This window comes from Ruegeria sp. AB6 (genome assembly GCF_056542685.1).
The window spans coordinates 43153-67639 of the sequence record NZ_JBQGAD010000015.1; the positions used below are offsets into that span (position 1 = coordinate 43153).

Genomic DNA, 24487 nt, shown 5'->3' on the forward strand with positions numbered 1-24487 from the left:
AGACTAACGCCGGTTTATGTCAAAACCGAGGCCCAAAAGATGGTGGCCAGAGTGATGGAGGCAGAAATCCGCGCCGCTAACGGACGACATGTACCGCGCAGGACGCGTGCCGGACCACATGGTTGGCCGTCGATCCCAACAAAAGGTCCTGCATCCCCGGACGATGCGACGCCATGATGATCAGGTCGGGCTTATGTTCTTCGGACCAATCCAGAATGGTGCGTCCGGAATGCCCTTCGACAACCACACCTTTGGCATTGGGAAGTTTGGCGGCCAAGCTGTCCAATTCGGTTTGCAGAGCCTTGCGGGCTTCGCGCAGATATTCGGGCGGCATATAGGAAATCGCGTAGTTCGGGATATGCTCGACCACATGCAGCAGCGTGACCTGTGCATCCGGGGTTGCCAACACCTTGGCCAGTTTCAGCGGGCCGGAAATATCCCGCTCTGCATCAAAGGAAATCGGGACCAGAATATTGTGATACATGACGCGCACCTCCGTTCATTTCGCGGTCAGGATGCGCCAATTCGCAAGGCACGGCTTTGATTTAGGTCACGATCCGCTAAAAGTTTCGGCAACATCATACATCACCGGTTCAAAGCTTTTGCACAGCTCGTTGATCTTGCGATTCCGGTCGCGCATTTCCGGGGTGCGCAGCATCGCCAGAAAATCCTCGCGCCGTTCCCATTGCGAGTAATTGGCGATCCGCGTCTGAGCGTCATTGACATGCAGCCCCGCCGCCACAAAGCCGGGCTGCTTCGAGATGAAATCGGCATAGGCGTCAGTCAGCGCCTCAAGCAGGTCTTGACAGGTACCGGGCGTCATCTCGAAGGTCGTGATCACGGTTTGGACGCTGGTGTTCTTGGCAATGTTCGGCATCTGGAATCTCCTGTTATTGAGCCTAGCCTAGCATAGGATTTCCAAAGGTCCCGCCTTTGTTGGCGAATTCAGCACTTTGCCACGGCTGCGGGAATTCGTCATTTCACTAACGATCCGTTAACCATGCTGACCGATGCTGCGCCCATGTACCGGGCTCTTTACCTTTTGTTCATTGTCCTGTTGGCCTCGCCTGCGTGGTCGGGCGCATGGTTGCGCGGCAAGGATTCCGCTTTTACGGCGGCGTCGGTGACGGTGTTCAAGGAACCCGACCAGGGGTATGACTATGCATCCGCGCTTTATGCCGAATGGGGTGCTCGGGACAATCTGACAATTGGGTTCGATTTTGAAGAGAACCGAGACCTCTACGGTCATGCGACCGTCTTTGCCCGCATCCCGGTTGCCGATTTGCAGCAAAAGGGGCGGTTTGCCGCAGAATTCGGGGTTGGCGTGCATCACCGCTATCGTGGAACATGGGCGCTGTACAAGGCAACCCTGTCGTATGGAAAGGGGTACTCGACCGGATGGGGCAATGGCTGGGTGACCCTGGATGCATCATTGGAATACCGCACCCACGACGCGCTCTATCGCAAACTGGACCTGACAACGGGCCTGAATTCAGCGCGGCTGATCAACCCTTTGCTTCAGGTCGAGACCGCTTATCGCAGCGGAAGCTCTCTGTTCTGGCGGGTCCGGCCGTCGGCCATGATCCGGTGGCAGGACAGCCCGACAACCTGGGTTCTGGGGCTGGAGCGGAAAGATGCCCGCAATGACACGGGCATCAAACTGGCAATCTGGTCCGAGTTCTGACGCCGCCGCTCAGCGCTCCATTCGGATGATGGTCGAGACTGATCCGCGCAAGGATTGCGCCCAGCGCAGGTTTATAACGTCCTTCCCGCTGCCCTGTTCCAGCTCCACATAAGGTGTGTCGTGGATAGTCCCGCCAAAAGCGTTCTTCAATGGACCCAACACAGTAACCGCGTCACACCCACGGGCTTTTCCGCCAAATGGAAGACGCGCTTGCGACCCAATACTCCAGACCGACGAATTCGAGCTTTGCGCGTGAACCAGACGCAGCGGGTTTTCAACCTTGGCCGAGATGCCATGAAACGTGTTGTCCCTGAAACTCACGTTCAGATGCGCGAAATGGTTGAAATCCGCGAAAGTCGTATCCACCCGCTCGGCCCGGTCGATCGCGCCGTTGATGGAGCGAAATTTGTTCCCAGCAACAACGACACCATTCAGGAAATGGCCGGGCCCGTGCGGCCGAATGACAATATTGCTGAACCAGGGTGCGACCTCGTTACAATAGAATATATTGTCGGTTATGGTCATCGCGCTGAACGAAAATCCCGCCGTGTACGCCGGATTGGCGTCCCGCTCATTAGTCCACTGCAAAAAGCAATTATCGACATAGTTCTCGGAAATGGTCGAGCTGTTATAGGTCCCGATCATAACCAACCCGGCGCTGCGCACGCCCTGAGCAATGCTGTCGCCCTGGAAGAAGTGGTTGCCCAGCACCAGGTTGTTCGTTCCACCCAGAACGGCAAAATGCAGGAACCTGACAGCACGATTGTGGCGCAGTTTGATATCATTCGCTGTCGCGTTCAGGGCGATGGATCTGCGATCCGAGACGTTGAAAGACTCCTCAGCCGACAGGAACTGGCAATTGTCGATCAACATCCCCTGACAGCCGGTACCGATTGAAGTAATCCCGCGATCCTTCGGACGGCTGACAAAGCAGTTGGTAATCGCAAATGTACTGCCAGACGGTGCCAGACGGATGCCGCTGCATCGCCCGTTGCACTGAAACTCGATCTCTTCCATGCCAAATTTGCGCAGGGTGCTGAATCCCATGAAATCCAGCAGGTACTTGAACGAAAAAAACGAGAACGACTGCGTGCCCGCCGCATCATAAATCGGGGCGTTCAGAGTGATTTCGCCCGCACCAACATTCTTGGACCGCACGTAAATCTCGCGCCCGACACCATTGCCCCCTACCAAGGACCCAACCGGAATATTCGCAACATTGGCGACATTGGTCAGCCGAGTCGGATCTGATGGGTTGTAGGTTGCGACCGAAGTGAAGGTCTCGGTATCCCAGGCTGCATTGTCTTTGACATCGAACTGGCCATTGCGAATGACGCGACGGGTGGAGAAACCACTCTGCCGGTTCGGAACGGCTGCGGCCATGTCAATCGGGCCGTTTACCGATATCTTGCGTCCACCCATGTCCAGGGATTCATGGTCCGCATTGTTCAACAGCGCCTGAAATGCCTTTTTAAATGCCAACTCCTCATCCCCGAACGCGTTGATATAAACTGGCAGGTCGAAATTCTTGGTCAACAGCAGCATCTTATCGTCAGGCATCGTGACGGTGCCCTCAAACTCGATCTCGGACGCGATGGTGGTATTTTCAGTCAGCAGGTAAGTGCCTTCAGACACAAAAACCCGGCGTCCACCCGCAGCCTGGTCCGCCGCGACAAAGGCGGACGTATCATCTGCAACCCCATCACCGACCGCGCCAAAATCGCGTACATCCACAAGGCTAATCATGTCGCGCAGAAAAACACCGGTCACATCCGTGATCTCGATATCGTCCAACCGCACGATCGAGCCATTCGCTCCGATCAGATCAAGTCCGAAATGGCCATAAATCGCGGTCACGCCCCAGGGCATATCCACGCCGGTGCGCTGCCCCGCCCCGACAATCGCGGTGATTTCATGGACGGCGCCATAGCCCGACAGTTGGGTTGCGGGGCCTTGCTCGATCACCCCATCAACATGGGTTTCACCCGCGCCACCAGCCCAGGCCGCGATCCGAACCTCGGGCAAAGGCCCGCTGATTGCCTTCACCCGCGCCTTGATCTGAAGATAGCACCCCGGCTGCAACGGGGTCTGCCCCATATAACGCAGCTTTTGCGTTGCGCTGACCTTGAGGATTTCAAGGCAGCCGCCGAAATCCGCATCCGCCGGAACAAAAGCGCCGGTGCCCGAGCCTTCATAGGTCGGCGAGCCGGGTGTTCCGTCGCCGCTGGACCACACGTTCAGGCCGTTTGCAAAAGCAGACGGCATGAACACGATGCCGTCGGTGATTGCCTTATTCATAGAAATCCCTTTCCCAATCGCACCCATCAGCGCGCATTAACCCAGGGCTCGGGGCCACCCCGAGCGCAAAAGCCTGAGTACAGAAAGGGTGTTAATCGCTACTCATGTCACCGTGACGGTGGTGTTGCGTCACGCCGCGGGGTCCGAGTTGCCCAGCAACTGCACGCCATTGATCTTCCAGCCATTTTCTAACTGAATCATCTGATAATCCAAAATATGAGTTTGTCCGGCACCATCAACGATCAGAACCTTTTGCCACAGCGCGCCCGCGATCTCGCGCAGTTCCAGAAACTGAATATCAGAGGGTCGCCAGACCATAGGATAGCCGTTGCGCACCATGTTTCCGAAATTCTCGGGAGTGCGGAAAATGCTCTGGATGTTGGGGCTTGCAAAGGTAAAGGCGGTGGCGAAATCATCCGCTTTGAACGCCTGTATCTGCGCCGCGATATTGGCTTCGATCTCGGTGCTTTGGGCAAATGCACCCGTGGCCAAAGCGGCACTCAACGAAAGGGCAAGCAAGATACGACGCATGGGGCTACCTCCTCTAGCAAGGGTAGCCCCACATCATGTTAGGTCAAATCAGGCCAGCTCTCCGGCCAAAGCCTTGTCGATCAGCGCAACCGTTTCGGGCACACCGTAAAGCGCAATAAACCCACCAAAGCGCGGCCCTTGCGAGGCCCCTAGCAGCACCTCGTAGAGCGCTGTGAACCACCCGCGCATCGGGTCGAACCGCTCGCGCCCGATGGAATAGACCACCGATTGCAGCGCTTCGTCCTCAAGCGGACCATCATAGGCTTGCAACGCGACCTTCAACGCTTCCAGCGCCTCACGTTCCTGATCGGTAGGTGCGCGGTGCTGTCGGGTGGGTTTGACGAAATCGTTGAAGTAACGCACCGCAAAGCCCGCCGCCTGATCCAGATCGGGATGCGTTTCTGCGGTCGCCTCGGGCGCATAGCGGCGGATGAAACCCCACAGCGCTTCTTTGTCCTCGGCACCAGACACTGATGCAAGGTTCAGTAGCATCGCAAACGGCACCATAAGCGTGGATGCAGGCACGTCACCGCCATGGATATGCCAGACAGGGTTGTTCAACTGCGCCTTCAGTTCTTGCCCGGGATAGGCGCGCAGCTGCTGATGATACTCGTCCACAGCCTTGGGAATGACATCGAAATACAGACGCTTGGCCGTCTTGGGCTTTTGATACATGAAATACGACAGGCTTTCGGGTGCGGCATAGGTCAGCCACTCTTCCATCGACAAGCCATTGCCCTTGGACTTCGAGATCTTCTGCCCCTGCTCATCATTGAACAGCTCATAGCTGAGCGCTTCGGGCGGCTGTTTGCCCAGCGCCCGGCAGATTTTCGACGATTGCGTGACTGAATCGATCAGGTCTTTGCCCGACATCTCGTAATCCACGCCCAGCGCGGCCCAACGCATGGCCCAGTCGGGCTTCCACTGCATCTTGACGTTGCCTCCCGTGACCGGGATTTCGACCTTTTCGCCATCAGGCTCCTGATAAACAATCGTGCCTTTGGCTACGTTACGTTCCAGCGTCGGCACTTGCAGCACGTGGCCGGTTTTCGGGCTGATCGGCAAGAAGCATGAATAGGTCTCGCGTCGCTCGGGCCCGAGGGTCGGCAGCATGATTTCTTGTATCTTGTCGAAGCGCTCCAGCGCGATCAGCAGCGCCTCATCAAACTTGCCGCTGGTGTAGTAGTCTGTGGCCGAGGCGAATTCATACTCGAATCCGAAACTGTCCAGAAAATCGCACAGCATCGCGTTGTTGTGCTGCGCGAACCCTTCATGCGTGCCAAATGGGTCGCGCACTTTGGTGAGCGGCAGATGCAGGTCTTCTTTCAGCTCGTCCTGCATCGGCACATTGGTCGGAACCTTGCGAAAGCCGTCCATATCATCCGAAAAGCAGATCAGCTTGGTCGGAATATCGCTGATCTGTTCAAACGCATGCCGTACCATCGAGGTCCGCGCGACCTCGCCAAAGGTGCCGATATGCGGCAGGCCCGACGGGCCATAGCCGGTCTGGAACAAAACATATCCCTTTTCCGGCGCACCTTGTCTGTAGCGTTTGAGGACCCGGCGCGCCTCTTCGAAAGGCCAGGCCTTGGACGACATCGCGGTTTCACGCAGTTCAGACATTTTTTAGGTGCTCCATCGGGAAATACAGCGCCGGACGCCCCATGCGACCCGACCGACCCCTCCTATTGTGCCGGTGCAGCATGAGTCAATAAAGCGCGCTGTTTTTCTGAGCGGAAACCCCGGTTGCGGTTTATTCGGCTGCCGTCACTTTCGGCGGGAACTTGTTCGGCAGCAAACCCATTCGCTGCGCCTGATGCACATCGGCCAGCAGATCCCGATCGGCAGCGGCAAACAGCTCTTCGGGATCGTCCAGCACGAAATACCCCATCTGATGCATGTCGATCCGATACGGCGTTCGCAAGATCGTCATGACATCGAACGGGTCCCGGTCGGGAACGTCGCTATCCACGGCATAAACCAGCTCCGTGGGCGAAGACGCCAGCCCCGAGCCCAGCGCCTTGATCTGCCCGTCCTGTCGGCGCAATCCGAATTCAATCGAAAACCAATATAGCCGGATCAACCAGGCATAGTCTTTGTCCCCCGCCTCAACCCCAGCGTTGCCGATCGCATAGCTGAAAGCGGCAAAACGTGGGTCGCTCAGTAGGGGCGTGTGGCCAAAGATTTCGTGAAAGATATCGGGTTCTTCAATATAGTCGAAATCCTCGCGTGAACGGATGAACGATGCAGCAGGAAAAACCCGATCCGCGAGCATGCCAAAAAAGGTCTTGAACCCGATCAGCGCCGGAACCGGTTGAACCCGCCACCCGGTCAGGTCCAGAAGACGCTCGGATATATCCGCGCAGGACGGCACGCGGGTCTTGGGCATCTCCAACCGATTCAACCCGTCCAGATATTCCCGCGCCATGTAGCGCTGCACATTTTCCTGCTGCGCCGCATAAAGGTCCGCCCAAACTGCATCCTCCTCGGCGGTATAAGCAATATGGCCGCGCGCGTCGGCCTGTTTGGCCACGTATTTGGTGGATTTGGGCATGGAACGTCCTCCTTGATAGAATTTTAGCCCTTACTCGTGGTAAAATTGACTTAATGGCGTGCGGAATTGCTGGATTTTTGGCCGAAACATTTCAATAATGTTCTGATTATGACCCAAACCCTTCAACCTGCTGACATCGCTATCCTGCAAGAGCTTCAGTCAGACGGACGTCTGTCCATGCAGGATCTCGCCGACCGAACCGGGCTGTCGGCCTCGCAATGCTGGCGGCGAGTACGAGATCTTGAGGCAACGGGTGTCGTCTCCGGTTATGCCGCGCGGGTGCCCGCAAAATCGGTGGGGCTGAATGCGATCGCCTACGTTCACATCGCGTTGAAAGACCACCAAGAGGACAGCATCGCGTCCTTCCTGCGCCTGGTTGAGACCGAAGCCCAGATCGTCGAATGCGCCTCGATCACCGGGGATCACGATTTCATCTTGAAGGTCTACGCGCGCACCCCCGAGGACCTTGAACATTTCATCATGCAACGCCTGTTGAAATCCGGCCTTGTCCGCGACACACGCAGCAATTTCGTACTGCGCCAGACCAAAACGCGTGGGCCGTTGCCCATCCTGTGACGCTTTGGCCGCCGAAATCCGTTGAACCCGATCCCGGTCCCTCCTATCGTGCGCGTTCAGAACAGCTCTATCAGGACCACGCCATGACCGATCAAGTGCCTCACCCGATGTCTCCGCAGGATTGCCTTGTTGCGATCATGGTGGCGATCTCAGCATCGGACGAAACCATTCGCACGGCTGAACTGGTCAAAATCGAAGCGGCTGTGAACATGCTGCCGGTCTTTGCCGAGTATGACATCGACCGCACCCGCCGCGTCTCGCAGATCGTGTTCGACCTGTTCGAACAAGAAGACGGGCTGGATGCGTTGTTTGGTCTGATCCGGGAAAACCTGCCCGAGCGGCTGAACGAAACCGCCTATGCCCTGGCTTGCGACGTGGCGGCGGCGGACGGATCCCTGGCCGAGACCGAACTGCGCCTGCTGGAAGAAATCCGTTACGAGTTGAACGTCGACCGCCTGCACGCCGCTGCAATTGAACGCGGCGCACGGGCACGTCACACCACCTGATCCTAGCTGCCGCTCAGCGTGCCCCAGCGTGTGATCAAAGCCCGCTGCAACCTGCGCGACCGCGCGTTCCAACTGCGTGCGCCCGCCGGGCGTTCTCGGTTCGCGCGCGGGATTGTGGCCCGGTGGTCGACATCAGCTGTGAAGATAGCAAAGGCCAGTTCGGACCCGTCTGGCGTGGTGATGAAACCTCCCAAACCTGAGACGAAATTCAACGTCCCTGTCTTGGCGTCCACCTTGATCGGGTGGTCTTTGACGGGTCTTCCCTGACTGTCCAACAACCTGAAATTCTTCAATAAAGGCCGCAGCGCTCCGGCTTTCTGCGCTGCGATCAACGCCTTGACCAGATCACCCGGCGCGACCCGAGACGCATCCCCCAGCCCCGAATGATCAACCATCTCAATGCCGTTGACCCCATATGCCTCGGCGGCCCAGCGATTCATTTCGTCGGCCGAGTCTTGCAGGGTGTGCAGATCGGCACCACGCGCCTTGGACGCCGTCATGCCCACCAATTCCGCCGTCACATTGGTCGAATATTTCAGCATTCCCCGCAAAATATTGTCCAGCGTTTCACTAAAATGCGTGACCAGAAAACTGCCCTGAGGGCTTTCGTTCGTCACCTGCAAACGGTCCAGCACAATCCCGTTCGACCGCGCCAATGTCCGAAACACATCCCCGGCGTAGAGCGCCGGTTTGCGTACCGGCAACCACCGGGCGCCACCTTTGCCCAGCGCCCCGCGGGCAACGGTCCAGCGATCTTGCCGCGCGCTTGGCTCATAGGTGTAGATCGGGGCTTTCCTGCTTTCGACCCGCATAGTTGCCACATCTACAGCCGGCTTGTAGCGCGCGCTTCGGGCATCCATCGTCACGGTATAATCCGTGCCCTCGCGCTTCCATTCAAAGTGAACCCGGTTGAAGTTCAACGCAATCCCGCTCAGCGCCGGGCTGTATCCCAGATGATCCGGCTGACCGGCGTCAATGCTGAACACATAGGGCAACGCCCCGTCATAGACCTTGAACGCACCGCGCACCTCGGTGATCCCGGCCTCTCGCAAATTGGCCGCCATTGTGGCCAGCGCATCCGTATCCAGCAGCGGGTCACCGCCGCCGACCAGAATAAGATCTCCGTTCAGAATGCCATTCTCGACCGGCCCATTCGCGATCAGTTTGGTTTCAAAGCGATAGTCTGACCCCAGTACGTCCAGCGCATAAAGCGCGGTCAGAGCTTTCGCCACACTGGCCGGAGGCAACCCGAGATCTCCGCCCACCGCCTCTAACTCGACACCGGTCTTGACGTCGGCCACGGCAAAAGCCACTTCGCCCCGCAGCCCGGCCGATTGGATCAGCCGTTCGGCCCCGTTTTTCTGTGGTCCACGGATCTGAGGCCGCAACGAAACCAAGGGCGCATTCGCCAGCGCAATGCCGGGGGCCACAACCGCCCCAAGGCTTGCAAGAAAACCACGTCGTGAAAAACGATCAGCCATGGGTCAATAAAATCCCAGAGGGTTCAGGCAAACAACCAGTCAAAAAGGATTATGTGCGCACGAAGGTTATTCCGGCAACACCCCATTTGCCCAGATGCCGCGATTGCGAAGATCAGTTGAACTGACGTCAACCATCGGCATGTTGACGAAACACCATGCCGGGGCCTCGGCCCGCCCCAGCAAATGCCGCGCCTGCCCGTCGATCCTGTAGCTGGAATAGACCCGTGCCGCCGGCGACATCCGGGCCGAGATGCGATCTCCCGGCCGCGCGACCACGCCCACCGGGATGCTGTCCATGATCAAACGCCAGTCTTTCCAGCGATGAAACTGCGCCAGATTGTCAGCCCCCATCAGCCACACGAACCTGACCCTCGGGTACAACCTGCGCAGCGCCGCCAACGTATCCGCGGTCGCGCGCGTCCCCGTCAGAGCCTCGATATCCGTCACCTCGACCGAGGGATGCTGCATCACATCCCGCGCCGCCTGCACCCGCTGGGACATGGGTGCTGGCCTGCGCTCCTTCAACGGATTTCCCGGAGATACGAGCCACCACACGCGATCCAACCCAAAGGCCTTCATCGCCTCACGCGTGACATGCACATGGCCCTGATGCGGCGGATCAAATGATCCCCCGAACAGCCCAATCACCTGACCGGGCCGCGCATATGGTATCGCGTAACGCTCCATACCCTGCTGATGTTCAGAACTGGGACGGCTTGTCAATCAACCGGCTGCACGACATCACCCAACCTAACCCATCCGGGTTTGACGACCTCAGCGCACCACCCCCCATGGCCGCGCACGGCGGAATAGCCACCTTTACCAAACGCTTCCTCCATCCGGCTGCACGGCGCACAGATCACGGTAAAACGCAAAATCGCCTCGCCCACCTGCACCTCACGTCTTTTGAGCGCAGCCAGATTGATTCCCGACACGACCACGTTGCGCCGTAAGACTTCAGGCGTAACAGGCCCCTGCCCCAGATAAGAGCCAATCGCCGCCAGATGTTCTTGTTGGATCAAAGTCACCGCTCGCTTGCCCGCACGGGCGCGGTCGCCGTCCAAACCATCGGCAGAGATCACAACGGCATCGACCGGTTGAACCTCGACCCTGCGATCAGGGCGCACACCAATCCATTCCAAACGACCCGGCTGGGCCCATCCTGCAATCAGTTCTGCCAAATCCGCCATGCATCCCCCTTTGCTACAATTCGGACATCTACCGCCGCCCATCCGAATGCAAAATTCACAAAACCACCAGCTTGCCCCGCCCGCCCGGCTTGGATATCAAGCGGGCCAACCCAATTTCCCCGACCCAGAGGACGCGACATGGCCGCCTATCAATATGTCTACCACATGCAGGGTGTCTCAAAGACCTATCCCGGTGGCAAGAAGTGCTTTGAAAACATCCACCTGAGCTTTCTGCCCGGCGTGAAAATCGGTGTTGTCGGCGTCAACGGCGCGGGTAAGTCGACGCTGATGAAGATCATGGCCGGCCTCGACAAGGATTTCACCGGCGAGGCCTGGGCGGCCGAAGGTGCCAAAGTCGGTTACCTTCCGCAGGAACCAAAGCTGGACGAAACCCTGACCGTGCGCGAAAACGTCATGCTGGGCGTGGCGGAAAAGAAGGCGATCCTCGACCGCTATAATGAACTGGCCATGAACTACTCGGACGAAACTGCCGAGGAAATGGCCAAGCTTCAGGACGAAATCGACAGCCAGAACCTCTGGGATCTGGACAGCCAGATCGACGTCTCGATGGAGGCGCTGCGCTGCCCGCCGGACGATGCCAACATCGCCAACCTTTCGGGGGGTGAGAAACGCCGCGTTGCGCTGTGCAAGCTGCTGCTGGAAGCGCCCGACATGCTGCTGCTGGACGAACCAACCAACCACCTGGACGCCGAGACCATCGCCTGGCTGCAACAGCACCTGATCGACTACAAGGGCACCATCCTGATCGTCACCCACGACCGCTATTTCCTGGATGACATTACGGGATGGATCCTCGAACTCGACCGTGGTCGTGGCATTCCCTACGAGGGCAACTACTCCGCATGGCTGGAACAAAAAGCCAAACGGCTGGAGCAGGAGGCCCGCGAGGACAAATCCAAGCAGAAGACCCTGCAACGCGAGCTGGAATGGATGCGTCAGGGTCAAAAGGCCCGTCAGGCCAAATCCAAGGCCCGGATCAACGCTTATAACGAGCTGGCTGAGCAGTCCGAGCGCGAAAAACTGACCCGCGCCCAGATCGTCATCCCCAACGGCCAGCGCCTTGGCGGCAAGGTGATTGAGGTCGAGGGCCTGTCGAAGCACATGGGCGACAAGCAACTGATCGAAGGGCTGGACTTCGCCCTGCCCCCCGGCGGCATTGTGGGCGTCATCGGCCCCAACGGTGCCGGTAAATCGACCCTGTTCAAAATGCTCACCGGTCAGGAACAGCCCGACAGCGGCACCATCACGCTGGGCGACACCGTCGAGCTGTCCTACGTCGACCAGTCCCGCGACGATCTAGCGGACAACGACACCGTGTGGGAGGCGATCACCGGCGGGGCCGAGATCATCCAGCTGGGCGACGCACAGGTCAATTCCCGCGCCTATTGCTCGTCCTTCAACTTCAAGGGTGGCGATCAGCAGAAAAAGGTCTCGCTACTGTCAGGTGGTGAGCGCAACCGCGTCCACATGGCCCGCCTGCTGAAAGAGGGCGGCAACGTCCTGCTGCTCGACGAGCCGACCAACGATTTGGACGTCGAAACCCTGCGCGCGCTGGAAGACGCTCTGGTCGATTTCGCCGGCTGCGCCGTTGTGATTTCGCACGACCGCTTTTTCCTCGACCGCATCTGCACGCATATTCTGGCCTTCGAAGGCGACGCCCATGTGGAGTGGTTTGAGGGCAACTTCGAGGATTACGAAGAGGACAAAAAGCGCCGTCTGGGACCGGACGCGCTGGAGCCTAAGCGCTTGAAGCATAAGAAGTTCGCCCGGTGAGAACCCGAACTTTCAAACGTGTGTTCCAATCGCTGTTTCAGGCGATTGGACGCATTGCACCGTTTGGAAAGACATCGGACCGCGACCATTGCGTCATAGTCGCAAGCAACGGTCGATCCGGAAGTACCGTGACTTATCTTGCTCTTAGCAAGGCACTTAGAAAAAGAAACCCTTCAGCGGCAGAACGCTCGGCCTTCGTTGCTCGTCTCAGGGACGCCGAATTCAAAGCGCCGTTCGTCTACAAAACCCATGATTTCCCGCAGGCGTTGTTGAAGTGGCCAGCCGATACCAGAGTGATCTTTTGCTTCGGTTCCACCAAAGATTCGGCCTTTTCTGTCTATTCGGCAAAAGAACGGTATGGGGAAGAATGGATCCGGCAGCATTTTTATCACCTCCATGCGACTGGCGAATACTGCGATCTGTTTCAGCGGGATATTCTGCAACAAGCCAAGCAGATAAAAGAATGGGCCGTATTTGAGGACGTCCCCGTTTTATGTGTTCACTATGATGCGATATGGGATCATCAAAGCGACATATCAGAATTTACCGGCCTGAAAATGAAGCTTCCGAAACGTGAACAGCGCGCGCCCAAAGAGATTCCGACTGAACTCAGGTCGGCGGCAAGCCATGTTTACGATTCGATTGATGAAATTGTCGAAGAACTGCCAAGGTGTTTTATAGCATCACCAAAATACGCTGATATTGTCGCCAAGCTTCCGGTTTAGGTGCAAAGCGGAAGGCCAGCGCAAACCCGCTAGCTCGGGCAATCGATGACGCCCCTATTCGCTTGCTTTTGAAAGTTCCGAGTAAGAACCTGCTGAGGTTTAAAGGTATTTGTTGGGAAGGGTAAGCAAGTGACGCGCAATTCAGGTGACTGGTATAGCCGGGCGATGGTAGATTCAACGTTGATTAAACCGTTTACATCAAAACAAGTTCTAACTGATTTACCGGCTGCCGGTGCAGTGGACGGGAAGAATAAAGCTGGAGTTGCTCAATCACCCGACGTGTTCCCAGATATGATTTTCGGGAAATATCCGAACAAAAAGCTGAAAGCGCAACCAGATATTTTCTGTGGGCCGTACGGCCTTGTTGTTTCACGCGCGGTTGCTGATGTTCTTCGGGAAGCAGGCCTTGGGAAGACTCGGCTTTATCCATTGAAACTTTGCCAGCACGACCGTGTGACGCCGGTTGAGGGGGAGTATTTTACTCTGGCATTGGGGGAGCAGAAAACGGCATTTGTTCCGGAGCAATCGAACCGGATTAAGCCCATAGGGAACCCACCCAAAATTTGGATGAAACGGGGAAGTAAACCGGATGATTTTGATTTCGTTGTGTCGGGTGACGTTTTGGACGGCCTGGATATGTGGGCTGATCCGCAGCTTCACCGGAGCCTGTTCCTCAGTGACCGTCTTGTCAAAGCGCTGAGGGCTGCAAAGCTCACACGTCGCTTCGGCCTGAGCAAATGCAAGGTTATTTCGGCCTAGGCCATTTCAGCGACAAGACTGCCGTCGCGGGCCGAGAATAAGACAACAGCGCCTGCAATGCAGACGCTTTCCGGTGTGCTTCGGGATTTGAAGCTCAAGATTACCGCGCAAACGTCTTATGCTTCAACGGCTTGGGCCCGAACGCGCCCGATCCCAGAAGGTGCTTTTTGAACTTTTCGCAATCCTGAAGTTGCCCTCGAACCATTCCCGTCGCGGTTTGTACCGATTGCGGTACACATAGACGATCACCCTTGCCACATCCCCACACCAATGCCATATCCAAAGGGCTAACGTTTTTCTATTTCGACCTACTGTCTCCTTTTTCGGCGCTCAGTCATTCGATCCAGACTACGACGCCAGGCTGCCGCAAATCCGTGGGCAGCACCAAACAGGAGAATACGGATATGCCCGCAGGCACCGTTAAATGGTTCAACACCACCAAAGGCTACGGCTTCATCGCACCCGAAGATGGCGGCAAAGACATCTTCGTTCATATCTCGGCTGTCGAACGCTCGGGCCTGACCGGTCTGGCAGACAACCAGAAAGTCACCTACGAGCTGCGCTCGGGTCGTGACGGCCGCGAAAGCGCCGACAATATCGAGCTGGCGTAAGCCGGTCCAAGGGCAGGGGTATCCCCTGCCCTTTTGCCAAGCTGCGCTGCGTTTTCAGCGCAACATCACATTTCAGTTACTCTTCGCCTCCGCTTGACCGGATCAGCTATCATCCCGACACTATGGTGATGATTTTCCTGTTGTATTGAAGAGACCCGATATGTTCACACGCCGCACGTTCCTGACGGCCGCCGCCGCGACAAGCCTTGTTCCGCAAGCGGCGCCTGCCAAGACGAAGACAGCCGAATACGACCCCACGCCGCAATATGTGCGGATCAAGAAAGAATTCCTGCCGGGGCAGTTGCTGGTAGTTCCCCGCTCATTCTACCTGTATTTCGTGACCGAGCCGCGCAAGGCTATCCGCTATGGCTGCGGGGTTGGTCGGGCCGGGCTGGAATTCACCGGCACCGCCACGATCGACGTCAAGAAAGAGTGGCCCACCTGGCGCCCAACGGACGAGATGATCGAGCGCGAGCCCATCACCTATGCCCGCTTCAAGGATAACGACTATGTCCAGCCGGGCGGTGGCGACAATCCATTGGGCGCCCGCGCGTTGTATTTGTTCCAAAACGGCGTAGACACTTATTTCCGCATTCACGGCACGACGCAGCCCAGCACCATCGGAACCGCCGCCTCGAATGGCTGCATTCGAATGTTGAACGCCCATGTCATCGACCTGTACGCGCGGGTGCCGATAGGAACCGTCGTGACTGTGATCTGATTAGTCCGACGCTGCTTGGACCAGTTCCACCACATAGGGGCCGATTTCGGCGACGATCAAAGCCACGCCCTGGGCGTTGGGGTGGATGCCATCGGGTTGCATATATGTGCGAGCTGCATCGGGATCGCCGTCTCGGGTCAGGCCGGCGAAAAAACTGGGTGCATAGCCGGATTGGTACCCAGCGGCCAGTTCGGGATAGATCGCATCGAAGGCCGCTTTGTAGTCGGGCCCGTAATTTCCCGGTGCCTGCATCCCAACCAACAACACATCCACCTCTGACGCACGCGCGGCTTGCATGATTTGCTCAAGATTGGCCCGCGACACAGCCGGATCGATCCCACGTAACAAGTCGTTCCCGCCCAAAGCCACGATCATGCCATCCACATCCGGCGTCAGCGTCCAGTCAACCCGCGCCGCGCCTCCGGCGGTGGTATCCCCTGAAACTCCAGCATTGATCAGGCGCACATCCATGCCCTGATCCTGCAACCAACGTTCCAGCTGAGGCACAAACCCGTCCTGTGCGGGCAGCCCGTAACCCTGTGTCAGCGAATCCCCCAATGCAGCAATCACGACCTGTTCGGCTGTGGCGGCAATACCGCAAACTGCAAACAGGCCAGACAACAAAGCCTTGCGCAAAATCCGAACCGCTCCATATCCCAAAAGAACGCCTCCGTGTGGATTGACCTATGACGACACCTGTTCTTTCTCTCCAAGATGCGGCTTTGTCGCTGAATGGCAATGCCGGACGGGTGGAAATCCTGCACGGCATAACTCTATCGGTTCAAAAGGGCGAGACTTTGGGCCTTGTTGGCCCGTCTGGGTCCGGCAAATCTTCATTGTTGATGCTGATGGGCGGGTTAGAGCGTGCGACTGGCGGCAAGATCGAAGCGTTGGGGCGGGAACTGACTGATTTGGACGAAGACAACCTCGCCCGGTTTCGACGCGATGCGATGGGCGTCGTGTTCCAGAACTTCCACCTGATCCCCACGATGACAGCGCTTGAGAATGTCGCCACGCCGCTGGAATTGGCTGGGCACCGGGACGCGTTTGACCGGGCTGAACGTGAACTGGATGCGGTCGGCCTATCGCATCGGCGCGATCACTATCCTGCGCAGCTTTCGGGGGGTGAGCAGCAGCGCGTGGCACTTGCGCGTGCATCGGCGCCGCGCCCGCAGATCCTGCTGGCGGACGAGCCCACGGGGAATTTGGATGAAACCAACGGGGCCGCGATTGTTGATCTGCTGTTCGACCTGCGCGACCGTCACGGGGCGACTTTGGTTCTGGTCACGCACAGTCACAGCCTTGCACGCAGATGCGACCGGGTTGTCCGGTTGCGCGATGGGCGTATTGCAGAAGATATCCAGCAAGAGGCCGCGGAATGAGCCTGCGCCTCGCCGGACGTCTGGCGCGGCGCGAATTGCGCGGAGGGCTGCGTGGCTTCCGTGTCTTTCTGGCCTGCCTCGCGCTTGGTGTTGCCGCCATCGCCGCTGTCGGGTCCGTGCGCCTGGCCATCCAGACCGGACTAGCGCAGGAGGGCGCCGCATTGCTGGGTGGCGACGCCCAATTGGAATTTACCTATCGCTTTGCCACCGAAACCGAGCGTAACTGGATGGGCCAAGTGGCCTCTGCCGTCTCAGAAGTCGTCGATTTCCGATCAATGGCCGTCGCGCGGCAAGGCGAAACCCCTGAGCGTGCGTTGACGCAGGTCAAGGCCGTGGACGTGGCCTATCCTCTGGTGGGAACGCCGGTGCTGGACCCCGATATACCCCTGCCCTCCGCACTTGACGGGGCTGACGATCTGCCCGGGGCCGTCATGGACCCTTCACTGATCGACCGGCTGGGTCTGTCTGTCGGCGATCGATTTTCTCTGGGCACGCAAGAGTTTCTGCTGACCGCCGCGCTGATCCATGAACCGGATGGGGCTGCGGATGGATTCGGTCTGGGTCCGCGTACTCTGGTACGCACGCAGGATTTGCAAGCGTCTGGCCTGCTGGCACCGGGCACCCTGTATTCGACCAAATACCGGCTGGATCTACCGCTATCGGCAGACCTTGCAGAACTTGCATTGCAGGCAAACACAACGTTCGACGGAACTGGAATGCGCTGGACGGACGCCCGAAACGGCGCGCCGGGGATCGCCGAATTCGTCTCCCGTCTCAGTGCCTTTCTGGTACTGGTCGGGCTTTCGGGTCTGGCCGTGGGCGGCATCGGCGTATCGGCCGCGGTATCTGCATTCCTCGCCCAAAAGACCGAGACAATCGCAACCCTGCGCACCCTGGGCGCAGACCGCGCAACGATCTTTCAGACCTATCTGATCCAGATCGGCATTCTCTCGGGCATAGGCGTCCTGCTTGGCATCGCCCTGGGCGGGCTGGTCCCACTGGCGCTCGCCCCGCTGATCGAGGCCCAGCTTCCCATCCCAGCCGTCTTTTCGCTGTATCCAGAACCGCTGGCCGAGGCTGCGCTCTATGGCGTTCTGACCGCCTTTCTGTTTACCCTCTGGCCCTTGGCCCGCACCGAAGAGGTCCGCGCTGCCACCCTATTTCGGGACGCGCTGTCATCGGCCCGCGCCCTGCCTCGCCTGCGCTACATCGTTGCCACCGGGGTGGGGCTGGCGCTGCTGATCGCGTCGGCGGCGTGGTTCAGCGGGTCAGCCCGCCTGACGCTCTGGACGGGCGGCGGGCTGGTTGGCGCGCTGATTCTTCTCTCGGTCGCGGCGATGGCAATTCGTAGACTGGCCCGATACGGCGCGCGCCCCGCGCGTGGACACCCGGCGCTACGCTGGGCCTTTTCCGCCATTTCCGACCCGCGCGAGGGTGCGTCTTCGGTTGTGTTGTCGCTGGGTCTGGGCCTGTCCGTTCTGGCCGCCGTTGGGCAAATCGACGGCACCCTGCGTAACGCAATATCCGGCAATCTGCCAGACGTCGCGCCCTCGTATTTCTTCGTCGACATTCAGAAGGACCAAATGTCCGGCTTTTCCGAACGTCTTGAAACCGACCCTGCCGTCACCCGCGTCGAAAGCGCGCCGATGCTGCGTGGCATCCTCACGCAGATCAACGGCCAACCGGCTCGTGACGTCGCCGGGGACCACTGGGTTCTGGACGGCGACCGTGGCGTAACCTATTCCGCAGCACCCCCGCAAAACACACGCGTCACCGCCGGAGAATGGTGGGCAGATGACTATTCCGGTACCCCGCAAGTCAGCTTTGCCGCCGAAGAAGCGCAAGAGATGGGCCTGAAACTGGGCGACACCCTGACGGTCAATATTCTGGGGCGCGACATCACCGCTGAACTGACCTCACTGCGCGAGGTTGATTTCTCGACGGCGGGGATTGGGTTCATCATGTCCATGAACCCATCGGCCCTTGCCGGAGCCCCGCACAGCTTTATTGCCACTGTCTATGCCGAAGAGCCCGCCGAAGCCGCAATCCAACGCGACCTGGCTGAGCAATTTCCCAACATTACTGCTATTCGCGTCCGCGACGCCATCGACCGAATCTCGGGGCTGTTGGCAGGGTTGGCTGCAGCCACATCTTATGGCGCAGGTGTATCGCTGCTGACCGGCTTCCTTGTCCTAATCGGCGCAGCCGCCGCAGGAGAGCCCGCCCGCAGGCATGAGGCAGCGATACTGAAAACACTGGGCGCAGACCGTGGTCGCATCCTGCTGAGTTTTGCCCTTCGCGCAGCCCTACTCGGCGCCGCTGCGGGCGCGGTGGCCCTGCTCACCGGCATATTGGGCGGTTGGGCAGTGGCGACCTATATCTTCGACACCGATTTCAGCATCATCTGGGGTTCGGCGCTGGGAATTATTGTCGCCGGCCTCCTCGTGACCCTCGGTGCAGGCCTGTTCTTTGCACTGCGCCCGCTGGCGGTTCGACCGGCCCGCATCCTGCGGGCCAGCGACTGAACTTACCGAACGCAAGCAACCGGCTGCAAGATTTGCAGCAACTGGTCGTTGTCACAAACCAAAGCATCCAACGTGATGTCATCCAGCGAAGCATAGAAAACCTCGGCCGCATCCTGCAGCGCAAGGCGCAACCGGCAGGCATCGGTCAAGGGGCAGGTATTGTCCGCATCCGCAAAGCACTCGGCCAACGGCAGGTTGCCCTCGACATGACGAAACACCGACCCGATGCGAATCTGCTCGGCAGGGCGCGCCAGGGTCATGCCGCCATTTCGGCCTCGCTGTGTGCTGAGATAGTCCAGCTGACTCAGTTGATTGATCACCTGCGCCAGATGGTTCTCCGAGATATTGCACACTTCGGCAATCTCGGATTTGGTCACAAGCCGGTCCTGATGTGCAGCGCAATACATCAGCAAGCGCACCGCGATATTCGTCCGTTTGGTAATGCGCATGATCGCCTCCCAAATTTCAAGATGCGACCTTATTGCATGTCCGGCTAAAAAGCGGTTTGACATACATCAATCGGCGGAAAAGGACGCGGCACAGATGGCAGACCCCTATTTCTTTGGCTATGGCAGCCTGGTGAACCTTGCTACCCACGATTTCCCCGATCCCCGCCCTGCGAAACTAAAAGGCTGGCGCCGCTCTTGGAGACATACAGACCTGCGCCCGGTGGCCTTTCTGACAGCCATCCCCGACCCCGATTGCGAGATTGAGGGGATGATCGCCCATGTCCCGAAAAACGACTGGGCGGCGCTGGATGAACGCGAATGGGCCTATGATCGCATCCCGGCAACTCAGGCTGTGTCACATACGCTGACCCACGACGTCGACATCGCCGTCTATGCCGTCCCACATGGCCGCCACACCGAGCCCACGAACCACCACCCCTTGGTACTCAGCTATATCGACGTTGTCGTGCAGGGCTATCTGCGCGCCTATGGCGAGGCCGGGGCAGATCGCTTCTTTGCCACCACCGACGGCTGGGAGGCTCCGATCCTGAATGACCGCGCCGAGCCCCGCTATCCGCGACACCAGCAGTTGAAACCGCACGAGACTGAATTCGTGGACTCCCGCCTGCAACAGTTGGCTGCAAACATCGTCCATACCTCATAGCAAAAGGCCGAGGTCAAACCCCGGCCCTTCTTCTGTTAAAAAATTCCTCCGCCGCAGGGTGAGTGGCGTCCGGGAAACTGTCCGATAGGCAGTTTCAGCTCCAAACGGGTGGAACCCCGGTCTGCGTCAAGAGGCGCGTTCCTTCACCCTCGCGCGCGGATCACCTGAAGCAATGGCAAAAGCGCGGCCATCTCGGGCCCACGCTCCATCCCTGTCAGCGCCTTGCGCAGCGGCATGAACAATCCCTTGCCCTTCCGGCCTGTGGCCTCTTTGACAGCCTTGGTCCAAACACCCCAGGTCTCGCCATCAAACGGCCCTTCGGGCAGCAATGCCACGGCTTCGGTGATGAAGTCACGATCGTCTTCGTCGATCAGCGGCTCTGCCCCATCGCGGCACAATTCCCACCAGCCCTTCAGATCGGCCAGAGTGGTGATGTTCTCACGCGCCATGGCCCAGAAGGGCTCGGCCAAATCTGCTGGGACACCCGCATCCGCAACCGCATCTGCAACATCCGCCAGAGGCAGCGACTGCAGATGTTTCGCGGTCAGCGGGAATAGGTCCTGCACGTCGAATTTGGTCGGTGCTGCGCCGAAACGCCCGATGTCGAATCCGTCTATCAATTCAGCCATGTCCGAACGTAATTCCACCGGATCGGAAGAGCCCAGACGCGCCATCAGGCTTAGCAGAGCCATCGGCTGAACCCCCTGCTCGCGCAGATCGCGCAGCGCCAGCGTGCCCAAACGTTTCGACAGCGCCTCACCTTGCGGGCCGGTCAGCAGCGAGTGGTGCGCAAAGCGCGGGCAAGCGCCGCCCAGCGCTTCAATGATCTGGATCTGGGTCGCCGTGTTGGTCACATGGTCCGAGCCACGCACCACGTCCGTGACACCCATCTCGGTATCATCCACCACGGATGCGATCGTATAGAGAACCTGCCCATCGCCCCGGATCAATACCGGATCAGACACGGAAGAAGCATCAATCGAGATGTCGCCCAGAATGCCGTCATTCCACTCGATCCGCTCGTGATCCAGCTTGAAACGCCACACACCGTTTCCGCGTTCCGCCCGCAGCGCCTCTTTCTCGGCCTCCGACAGGTTCAGCGCAGCGCGGTCATAGACCGGGGGCTTGCCCATGTTCAGCTGCTTCTTGCGCTTCAGGTCCAGTTCGGTCGGCGTCTCGAACGCCTCATAGAACCGACCCATCTCGCGCAGCCTGTCGGCCGCTTCGGCATAGCGATCCAGACGGTCGGACTGACGCTCGACGCGGTCCCATTGCAGCCCAAGCCACTCCAGATCCTGTTTGATCGCATCGACATATTCTTCTTTCGACCGCTCAGGATCAGTGTCGTCGATGCGCAGGATGAACGTACCGCCAGCCTTGCGGGCGATCAAATAGTTCATCAAGGCAGTACGCAGGTTGCCCACATGGATGTAACCGGTGGGCGACGGGGCGAAACGGGTGGTTGTCATAGGTGTCTCCTGTTGGCGCGGCTCTTGTCACAGGATGGGCGTTTTGTCCAGCCGTGGGCAAAGGCCCACCAAGGAACTCAAACATGGCCAACACACAACCTAAACAAAAATTCACACGTATTGTTCAACAACGCACCCCATATCTTGGGTCTATAACCTACCAAGAGACGCGCACCGGCCTAGCTTTGAAGCTGGCGTTCTGACAGGGAGACTTAGATATGACCATCAATTTGACGCGAAGAGCGGCCTTGGGCGCCGCGGCCACACTACCTTTTGCTGCAGCTGCGACCCCGCTTTTGGCCGCAGGAACCGAGACCAAAGCCAACTCGACCATCGCCAAATCGTACCACCTCGGTGATTTCACGGTCACGACCCTGTTGGATGGCAGCCTGCCCCGCGATGGTGCCAAGGAGATCTTCGGCGGTGGCGCATCGGATGAAGAATTTGCCAAAGTATCCGCCGACAACTTCATCCCTGCAGACAAGGCGCAGTTCTTCTTTACCCCGACGCTGGTCAATACCGGGTCCGAACTGGTTCTGTTCGACACCGGGCTGGGTCAGGGCGGTATTCAGGCGGCGCTGGCAGATGCAGGCGTCACCCCTGATCAGATCGACGTTGTTGTGATCACCCACATGCACCCCGACCATATCGGCGGCATGACCACCGACGATGCACCAACCTTTGCCAATGCGCGCTTCGTGACCGCCGCACCGGAATATGACTTCTGGGCTGCACAGGATGCAGGCAACCGCGTCGGTGATCTGGTTGCCGCCAAAGTGACCCCACAGGCCGAAAAGATGACCTTCCTCACCGATGGTGGAGAAGTCACCTCGGGCATCACCGCCGTCGCCGCCTATGGGCACACGCCGGGCCACACGGTCTATCATCTGGAAAGCAACGGCCAGCGTCTGGTTCTGACCGCCGACCTCGCCAACCACTATGTCTGGTCCTTCGCGCACCCCGAGTGGGAGGTCCGCTTTGACATGGACAAAGCGGCCGCGACGGCCGCGCGCCGCAATGTTCTGGGGATGCTCGCCGCTGACAAAGTTCCGATGATCGGCTACCACATGCCCTTCCCCGCCGCTGGCTATGTCGAGACCCGCGGCGACGGGTTCCGCTTTGTCCCCGTCAGCTATCAGATGGCAGGCTAAGCTCTAGTATCCTGGGTCCGGCCGCACTTTTGAGCCATCCGTAAAACGGGACAGGCGAAAAGCGGCCGGATCGACACAGGGCGATCCCCCTGTGACCAGATCGGCCATCAACCGCCCCGCTCCGGGACCGATGCCGAATCCGTGGCCGGAAAAACCGGTTGCGATGAACATGCCCGGAATTTCTTCGACGCCCGAGATTACCGGGATTGCATCCGGTGTTACATCAATCATCCCTGCCCAGCTTTGCACCAACTCGGCGTCCTGCAACGCGGGTACTCCCTTTTTCGCGTTCGACCACGCCCGCCGCAGCACCTTGCCAGACGGCTCAGGGTCCAGAACGCGACACTGTTCGAACGGAGTGACATCCGTAGGCAACCATTTCCGGTCCTGCTTGGCTTCAATGGCCCACCGTTTCGACCACCGAAATCGCAGCGACCGCCACTCCTGTCGGAATGCGGGCAAGAAACGCCATGCCAACTGAAAGCTGTCGGGCACGATATCAACCGTGTTCTCATGGCCGGAAGCGATCGTATAGCCGCCGTCGGCACGCTTGCGCAGGGCGAAGTCATCCGACCACAACGCCGCCTCGGGTCCTTCGACCGGAGAGGTGCGCAGCACCGTGTTCAGCACCTTGAGCTGCGGCAAGTCAATGCCTGCATTCCCAGCAAACAAACGCGACCATGCGCCACCGGCCAACACCACGCGATCACAGGCGACACGACCGCGTTCAGTGAAAACACCCGCAATGCGCCCGCCCCGCACATCAACACTGCGCACAGCGCAATTGGTCATCAACACTGCGCCGTTGTCGCGCGCGGCCTCGGCGATGGCGGGGGCCGCCCATTGCGGCTCGGCCCGGCCGTCGCGGGGCATGTGCAGGGCACACTCCAGATCGGTCCGATGACTGGGCAGTAAGTCGTCCAGTTCTGCCCCCGACACCATCCGAGCGCCAGTCTGCAACCCATCGACATGTCGCGCCCAACGTTCAAGATTTTGCGCATCCCGCGCGCCGGAGGCGCCAAACAGGATGCCTGACCGCGTAAACCCGGTTTTCCGCCCGGTCCGCTCGTCCAGACCGTCCCAAGTCTGTTGCGCCACACACATCAACGGAATTTCGCGCGGGTCACGCAGCCCCAATCGCACCCATCCCCAGTTGCGCGAGCTCTGTTCGCCTGCAATCTGGCCTTTTTCGCACAACAGAACCGAGACGCCCCGTTCGGACAGCTCCAATGCAGTTGCCGCGCCGATGATTCCGCCCCCGATCACGACGACGTCTAACACTTTGGGAAGTTTCAGATCAGGTTCAACGGGGGTTGGTTTGGGGCCGGGCATCAACCGCTCATACTGCATTCTATGAAATGCAATGAAGGCGCGGGATTGGGCCCAAGGCAATACGACATTCGGCGCAGATCACAGA

The 24487-nt window shown here is 58.8% G+C and carries 24 protein-coding genes and 1 pseudogene; 12 read left to right on the top strand and 13 right to left on the bottom strand.

Translation table 11 applies throughout. The features are described from left to right. Nucleotides 1–76: 76 nt before the first annotated feature. Both ACR0DB_RS20845 and ACR0DB_RS20850 read right to left on the bottom strand, forming a co-directional pair. Complete coding sequence (locus ACR0DB_RS20845) at nucleotides 77–484, bottom strand: universal stress protein (protein WP_170772387.1); 408 nt, start codon at nucleotides 482–484, stop codon at nucleotides 77–79. 66 nt (nucleotides 485–550) lie between these two features. Then, nucleotides 551–877, bottom strand: a complete 327-nt coding sequence (locus tag ACR0DB_RS20850) for an antibiotic biosynthesis monooxygenase family protein (protein ID WP_170772389.1) — start codon at nucleotides 875–877, stop codon at nucleotides 551–553. Nucleotides 878–1000: 123 nt separating this feature from the next. Between ACR0DB_RS20850 and ACR0DB_RS20855 the strand changes: the two genes are divergently transcribed. Beyond that, a complete protein-coding gene (locus ACR0DB_RS20855) occupies nucleotides 1001–1684 on the top strand; it encodes a hypothetical protein (protein WP_480552751.1) in 684 nt (227 codons plus the stop codon). 9 nt (nucleotides 1685–1693) lie between these two features. On the opposite strand, the gene ACR0DB_RS20860 is transcribed toward ACR0DB_RS20855, so the two are convergent. The 4 genes and pseudogenes from ACR0DB_RS20860 to phhA form a co-directional block, all read right to left on the bottom strand. Further along, a complete protein-coding gene (locus tag ACR0DB_RS20860; protein WP_480552752.1) occupies nucleotides 1694–3982 on the bottom strand; it encodes a glycosyl hydrolase family 28-related protein in 2289 nt (762 codons plus the stop codon). A 129-nt stretch (nucleotides 3983–4111) separates the two neighbouring features. Continuing rightward, nucleotides 4112–4513: a DUF4864 domain-containing protein gene (locus ACR0DB_RS20865; protein ID WP_480552753.1), complete on the bottom strand. Its 402-nt coding sequence runs from the start codon at nucleotides 4511–4513 to the stop codon at nucleotides 4112–4114. Nucleotides 4514–4561: 48 nt separating this feature from the next. Beyond that, nucleotides 4562–6136, bottom strand: a complete 1575-nt coding sequence (locus ACR0DB_RS20870; RefSeq protein WP_480552755.1) for a lysine--tRNA ligase — start codon at nucleotides 6134–6136, stop codon at nucleotides 4562–4564. A gap of 130 nt (nucleotides 6137–6266) precedes the next feature. After that, nucleotides 6267–7073: pseudogene (gene phhA / locus ACR0DB_RS20875) on the bottom strand (phenylalanine 4-monooxygenase); the annotation flags it as partial. Nucleotides 7074–7175: 102 nt separating this feature from the next. On the opposite strand from phhA, the gene ACR0DB_RS20880 reads away from it, so the two are divergent. After that, entirely contained in the window at nucleotides 7176–7643 is a 468-nt protein-coding gene (locus ACR0DB_RS20880) for an Lrp/AsnC family transcriptional regulator (protein WP_170789778.1), read from the top strand. Nucleotides 7644–7726: 83 nt separating this feature from the next. Continuing rightward, nucleotides 7727–8149, top strand: a complete 423-nt coding sequence (locus tag ACR0DB_RS20885; protein WP_170772402.1) for a tellurite resistance TerB family protein — start codon at nucleotides 7727–7729, stop codon at nucleotides 8147–8149. 2 nt (nucleotides 8150–8151) lie between these two features. On the opposite strand, the gene dacB is transcribed toward ACR0DB_RS20885, so the two are convergent. From dacB to ACR0DB_RS20900, 3 genes are all read right to left on the bottom strand, one after another. Beyond that, the gene (dacB, locus tag ACR0DB_RS20890; RefSeq protein ID WP_480552757.1) at nucleotides 8152–9630 is read right to left on the bottom strand and encodes a D-alanyl-D-alanine carboxypeptidase/D-alanyl-D-alanine endopeptidase; all 1479 of its coding nucleotides are present in this window, start codon (nucleotides 9628–9630) and stop codon (nucleotides 8152–8154) included. A 66-nt stretch (nucleotides 9631–9696) separates the two neighbouring features. Beyond that, complete coding sequence (locus ACR0DB_RS20895) at nucleotides 9697–10317, bottom strand: nicotinate-nucleotide adenylyltransferase (protein ID WP_480552783.1); 621 nt, start codon at nucleotides 10315–10317, stop codon at nucleotides 9697–9699. 32 nt (nucleotides 10318–10349) lie between these two features. Next, nucleotides 10350–10820, bottom strand: coding sequence for an MOSC domain-containing protein (locus tag ACR0DB_RS20900; protein WP_480552759.1), 471 nt, complete (start codon nucleotides 10818–10820; stop codon nucleotides 10350–10352). 138 nt (nucleotides 10821–10958) lie between these two features. Between ACR0DB_RS20900 and ettA the strand changes: the two genes are divergently transcribed. The 5 genes from ettA to ACR0DB_RS20925 all read left to right on the top strand — a co-directional run bounded on the left by ettA (nucleotide 10959) and on the right by ACR0DB_RS20925 (nucleotide 15430). Next, the gene (gene ettA, locus ACR0DB_RS20905; RefSeq protein ID WP_480552760.1) at nucleotides 10959–12614 is read left to right on the top strand and encodes an energy-dependent translational throttle protein EttA; all 1656 of its coding nucleotides are present in this window, start codon (nucleotides 10959–10961) and stop codon (nucleotides 12612–12614) included. A gap of 128 nt (nucleotides 12615–12742) precedes the next feature. After that, a complete protein-coding gene (locus ACR0DB_RS20910) occupies nucleotides 12743–13339 on the top strand; it encodes a hypothetical protein (protein ID WP_170789774.1) in 597 nt (198 codons plus the stop codon). A gap of 129 nt (nucleotides 13340–13468) precedes the next feature. Beyond that, a complete protein-coding gene (locus ACR0DB_RS20915; protein WP_480552762.1) occupies nucleotides 13469–14098 on the top strand; it encodes a hypothetical protein in 630 nt (209 codons plus the stop codon). Between the two features lie 404 nt (nucleotides 14099–14502). Further along, nucleotides 14503–14709, top strand: coding sequence for a cold-shock protein (locus tag ACR0DB_RS20920; protein WP_170378838.1), 207 nt, complete (start codon nucleotides 14503–14505; stop codon nucleotides 14707–14709). 160 nt (nucleotides 14710–14869) lie between these two features. Continuing rightward, nucleotides 14870–15430 (top strand): L,D-transpeptidase, encoded by a 561-nt coding sequence (locus tag ACR0DB_RS20925; RefSeq protein WP_480552764.1) that lies wholly within the window; start codon nucleotides 14870–14872, stop codon nucleotides 15428–15430. On the opposite strand, the gene ACR0DB_RS20930 is transcribed toward ACR0DB_RS20925, so the two are convergent. Next, on the bottom strand, nucleotides 15431–16090 hold the full coding sequence (locus ACR0DB_RS20930) for an arylesterase (RefSeq protein ID WP_480552765.1): 660 nt from the start codon (nucleotides 16088–16090) through the stop codon (nucleotides 15431–15433). Between the two features lie 26 nt (nucleotides 16091–16116). On the opposite strand from ACR0DB_RS20930, the gene ACR0DB_RS20935 reads away from it, so the two are divergent. Both ACR0DB_RS20935 and ACR0DB_RS20940 read left to right on the top strand, forming a co-directional pair. Continuing rightward, nucleotides 16117–16812, top strand: a complete 696-nt coding sequence (locus ACR0DB_RS20935; protein ID WP_480552767.1) for an ABC transporter ATP-binding protein — start codon at nucleotides 16117–16119, stop codon at nucleotides 16810–16812. Continuing rightward, on the top strand, nucleotides 16809–19337 hold the full coding sequence (locus ACR0DB_RS20940) for an ABC transporter permease (RefSeq protein ID WP_480552769.1): 2529 nt from the start codon (nucleotides 16809–16811) through the stop codon (nucleotides 19335–19337). Before ACR0DB_RS20935 ends, ACR0DB_RS20940 begins: the two co-directional genes overlap by 4 nt. Nucleotides 19338–19339: 2 nt before the next feature. On the opposite strand, the gene ACR0DB_RS20945 is transcribed toward ACR0DB_RS20940, so the two are convergent. Further along, nucleotides 19340–19786 carry an RrF2 family transcriptional regulator gene (locus ACR0DB_RS20945; RefSeq protein WP_170772425.1) on the bottom strand — a complete coding sequence of 149 codons (447 nt, stop codon included), beginning with the start codon at nucleotides 19784–19786 and terminating at the stop codon, nucleotides 19340–19342. 94 nt (nucleotides 19787–19880) lie between these two features. Here ACR0DB_RS20945 and ACR0DB_RS20950 point away from each other — a divergent pair, with 94 nt between their 5' ends. Continuing rightward, on the top strand, nucleotides 19881–20450 hold the full coding sequence (locus ACR0DB_RS20950; RefSeq protein ID WP_480552771.1) for a gamma-glutamylcyclotransferase family protein: 570 nt from the start codon (nucleotides 19881–19883) through the stop codon (nucleotides 20448–20450). Nucleotides 20451–20593: 143 nt separating this feature from the next. Here the strand turns inward: ACR0DB_RS20950 and gltX are convergent, their stop codons facing one another. Further along, nucleotides 20594–21919, bottom strand: coding sequence for a glutamate--tRNA ligase (gltX, locus tag ACR0DB_RS20955; protein ID WP_480552773.1), 1326 nt, complete (start codon nucleotides 21917–21919; stop codon nucleotides 20594–20596). 218 nt (nucleotides 21920–22137) lie between these two features. On the opposite strand from gltX, the gene ACR0DB_RS20960 reads away from it, so the two are divergent. After that, entirely contained in the window at nucleotides 22138–23070 is a 933-nt protein-coding gene (locus tag ACR0DB_RS20960; protein WP_170784802.1) for an MBL fold metallo-hydrolase, read from the top strand. Nucleotides 23071–23073: 3 nt separating this feature from the next. Here the strand turns inward: ACR0DB_RS20960 and ACR0DB_RS20965 are convergent, their stop codons facing one another. Continuing rightward, nucleotides 23074–24402: an NAD(P)/FAD-dependent oxidoreductase gene (locus ACR0DB_RS20965; RefSeq protein WP_480552774.1), complete on the bottom strand. Its 1329-nt coding sequence runs from the start codon at nucleotides 24400–24402 to the stop codon at nucleotides 23074–23076. Nucleotides 24403–24487 lie beyond the last annotated feature (85 nt).

Excerpts from the sequence above, each read along its gene's own strand:
- ACR0DB_RS20845 (WP_170772387.1), bottom strand. The coding sequence starts at position 484 with ATGTATCACAATATTCTGGTCCCGATTTCCTTTGATGCAGAGCGGGAT.
- ACR0DB_RS20850 (WP_170772389.1), bottom strand. The coding sequence starts at position 877 with ATGCCGAACATTGCCAAGAACACCAGCGTCCAAACCGTGATCACGACC.
- ACR0DB_RS20855 (WP_480552751.1), top strand. The coding sequence starts at position 1,001 with ATGCTGACCGATGCTGCGCCCATGTACCGGGCTCTTTACCTTTTGTTC.
- ACR0DB_RS20860 (WP_480552752.1), bottom strand. The coding sequence starts at position 3,982 with ATGAATAAGGCAATCACCGACGGCATCGTGTTCATGCCGTCTGCTTTT.
- ACR0DB_RS20865 (WP_480552753.1), bottom strand. The coding sequence starts at position 4,513 with ATGCGTCGTATCTTGCTTGCCCTTTCGTTGAGTGCCGCTTTGGCCACG.
- ACR0DB_RS20870 (WP_480552755.1), bottom strand. The coding sequence starts at position 6,136 with ATGTCTGAACTGCGTGAAACCGCGATGTCGTCCAAGGCCTGGCCTTTC.
- ACR0DB_RS20880 (WP_170789778.1), top strand. The coding sequence starts at position 7,176 with ATGACCCAAACCCTTCAACCTGCTGACATCGCTATCCTGCAAGAGCTT.
- ACR0DB_RS20885 (WP_170772402.1), top strand. The coding sequence starts at position 7,727 with ATGACCGATCAAGTGCCTCACCCGATGTCTCCGCAGGATTGCCTTGTT.
- dacB (WP_480552757.1), bottom strand. The coding sequence starts at position 9,630 with ATGGCTGATCGTTTTTCACGACGTGGTTTTCTTGCAAGCCTTGGGGCG.
- ACR0DB_RS20895 (WP_480552783.1), bottom strand. The coding sequence starts at position 10,317 with ATGGAGCGTTACGCGATACCATATGCGCGGCCCGGTCAGGTGATTGGG.
- ACR0DB_RS20900 (WP_480552759.1), bottom strand. The coding sequence starts at position 10,820 with ATGGCGGATTTGGCAGAACTGATTGCAGGATGGGCCCAGCCGGGTCGT.
- ettA (WP_480552760.1), top strand. The coding sequence starts at position 10,959 with ATGGCCGCCTATCAATATGTCTACCACATGCAGGGTGTCTCAAAGACC.
- ACR0DB_RS20920 (WP_170378838.1), top strand. The coding sequence starts at position 14,503 with ATGCCCGCAGGCACCGTTAAATGGTTCAACACCACCAAAGGCTACGGC.
- ACR0DB_RS20925 (WP_480552764.1), top strand. The coding sequence starts at position 14,870 with ATGTTCACACGCCGCACGTTCCTGACGGCCGCCGCCGCGACAAGCCTT.
- ACR0DB_RS20935 (WP_480552767.1), top strand. The coding sequence starts at position 16,117 with ATGACGACACCTGTTCTTTCTCTCCAAGATGCGGCTTTGTCGCTGAAT.
- ACR0DB_RS20940 (WP_480552769.1), top strand. The coding sequence starts at position 16,809 with ATGAGCCTGCGCCTCGCCGGACGTCTGGCGCGGCGCGAATTGCGCGGA.
- ACR0DB_RS20945 (WP_170772425.1), bottom strand. The coding sequence starts at position 19,786 with ATGCGCATTACCAAACGGACGAATATCGCGGTGCGCTTGCTGATGTAT.
- ACR0DB_RS20950 (WP_480552771.1), top strand. The coding sequence starts at position 19,881 with ATGGCAGACCCCTATTTCTTTGGCTATGGCAGCCTGGTGAACCTTGCT.
- gltX (WP_480552773.1), bottom strand. The coding sequence starts at position 21,919 with ATGACAACCACCCGTTTCGCCCCGTCGCCCACCGGTTACATCCATGTG.
- ACR0DB_RS20960 (WP_170784802.1), top strand. The coding sequence starts at position 22,138 with ATGACCATCAATTTGACGCGAAGAGCGGCCTTGGGCGCCGCGGCCACA.
- ACR0DB_RS20965 (WP_480552774.1), bottom strand. The coding sequence starts at position 24,402 with ATGCCCGGCCCCAAACCAACCCCCGTTGAACCTGATCTGAAACTTCCC.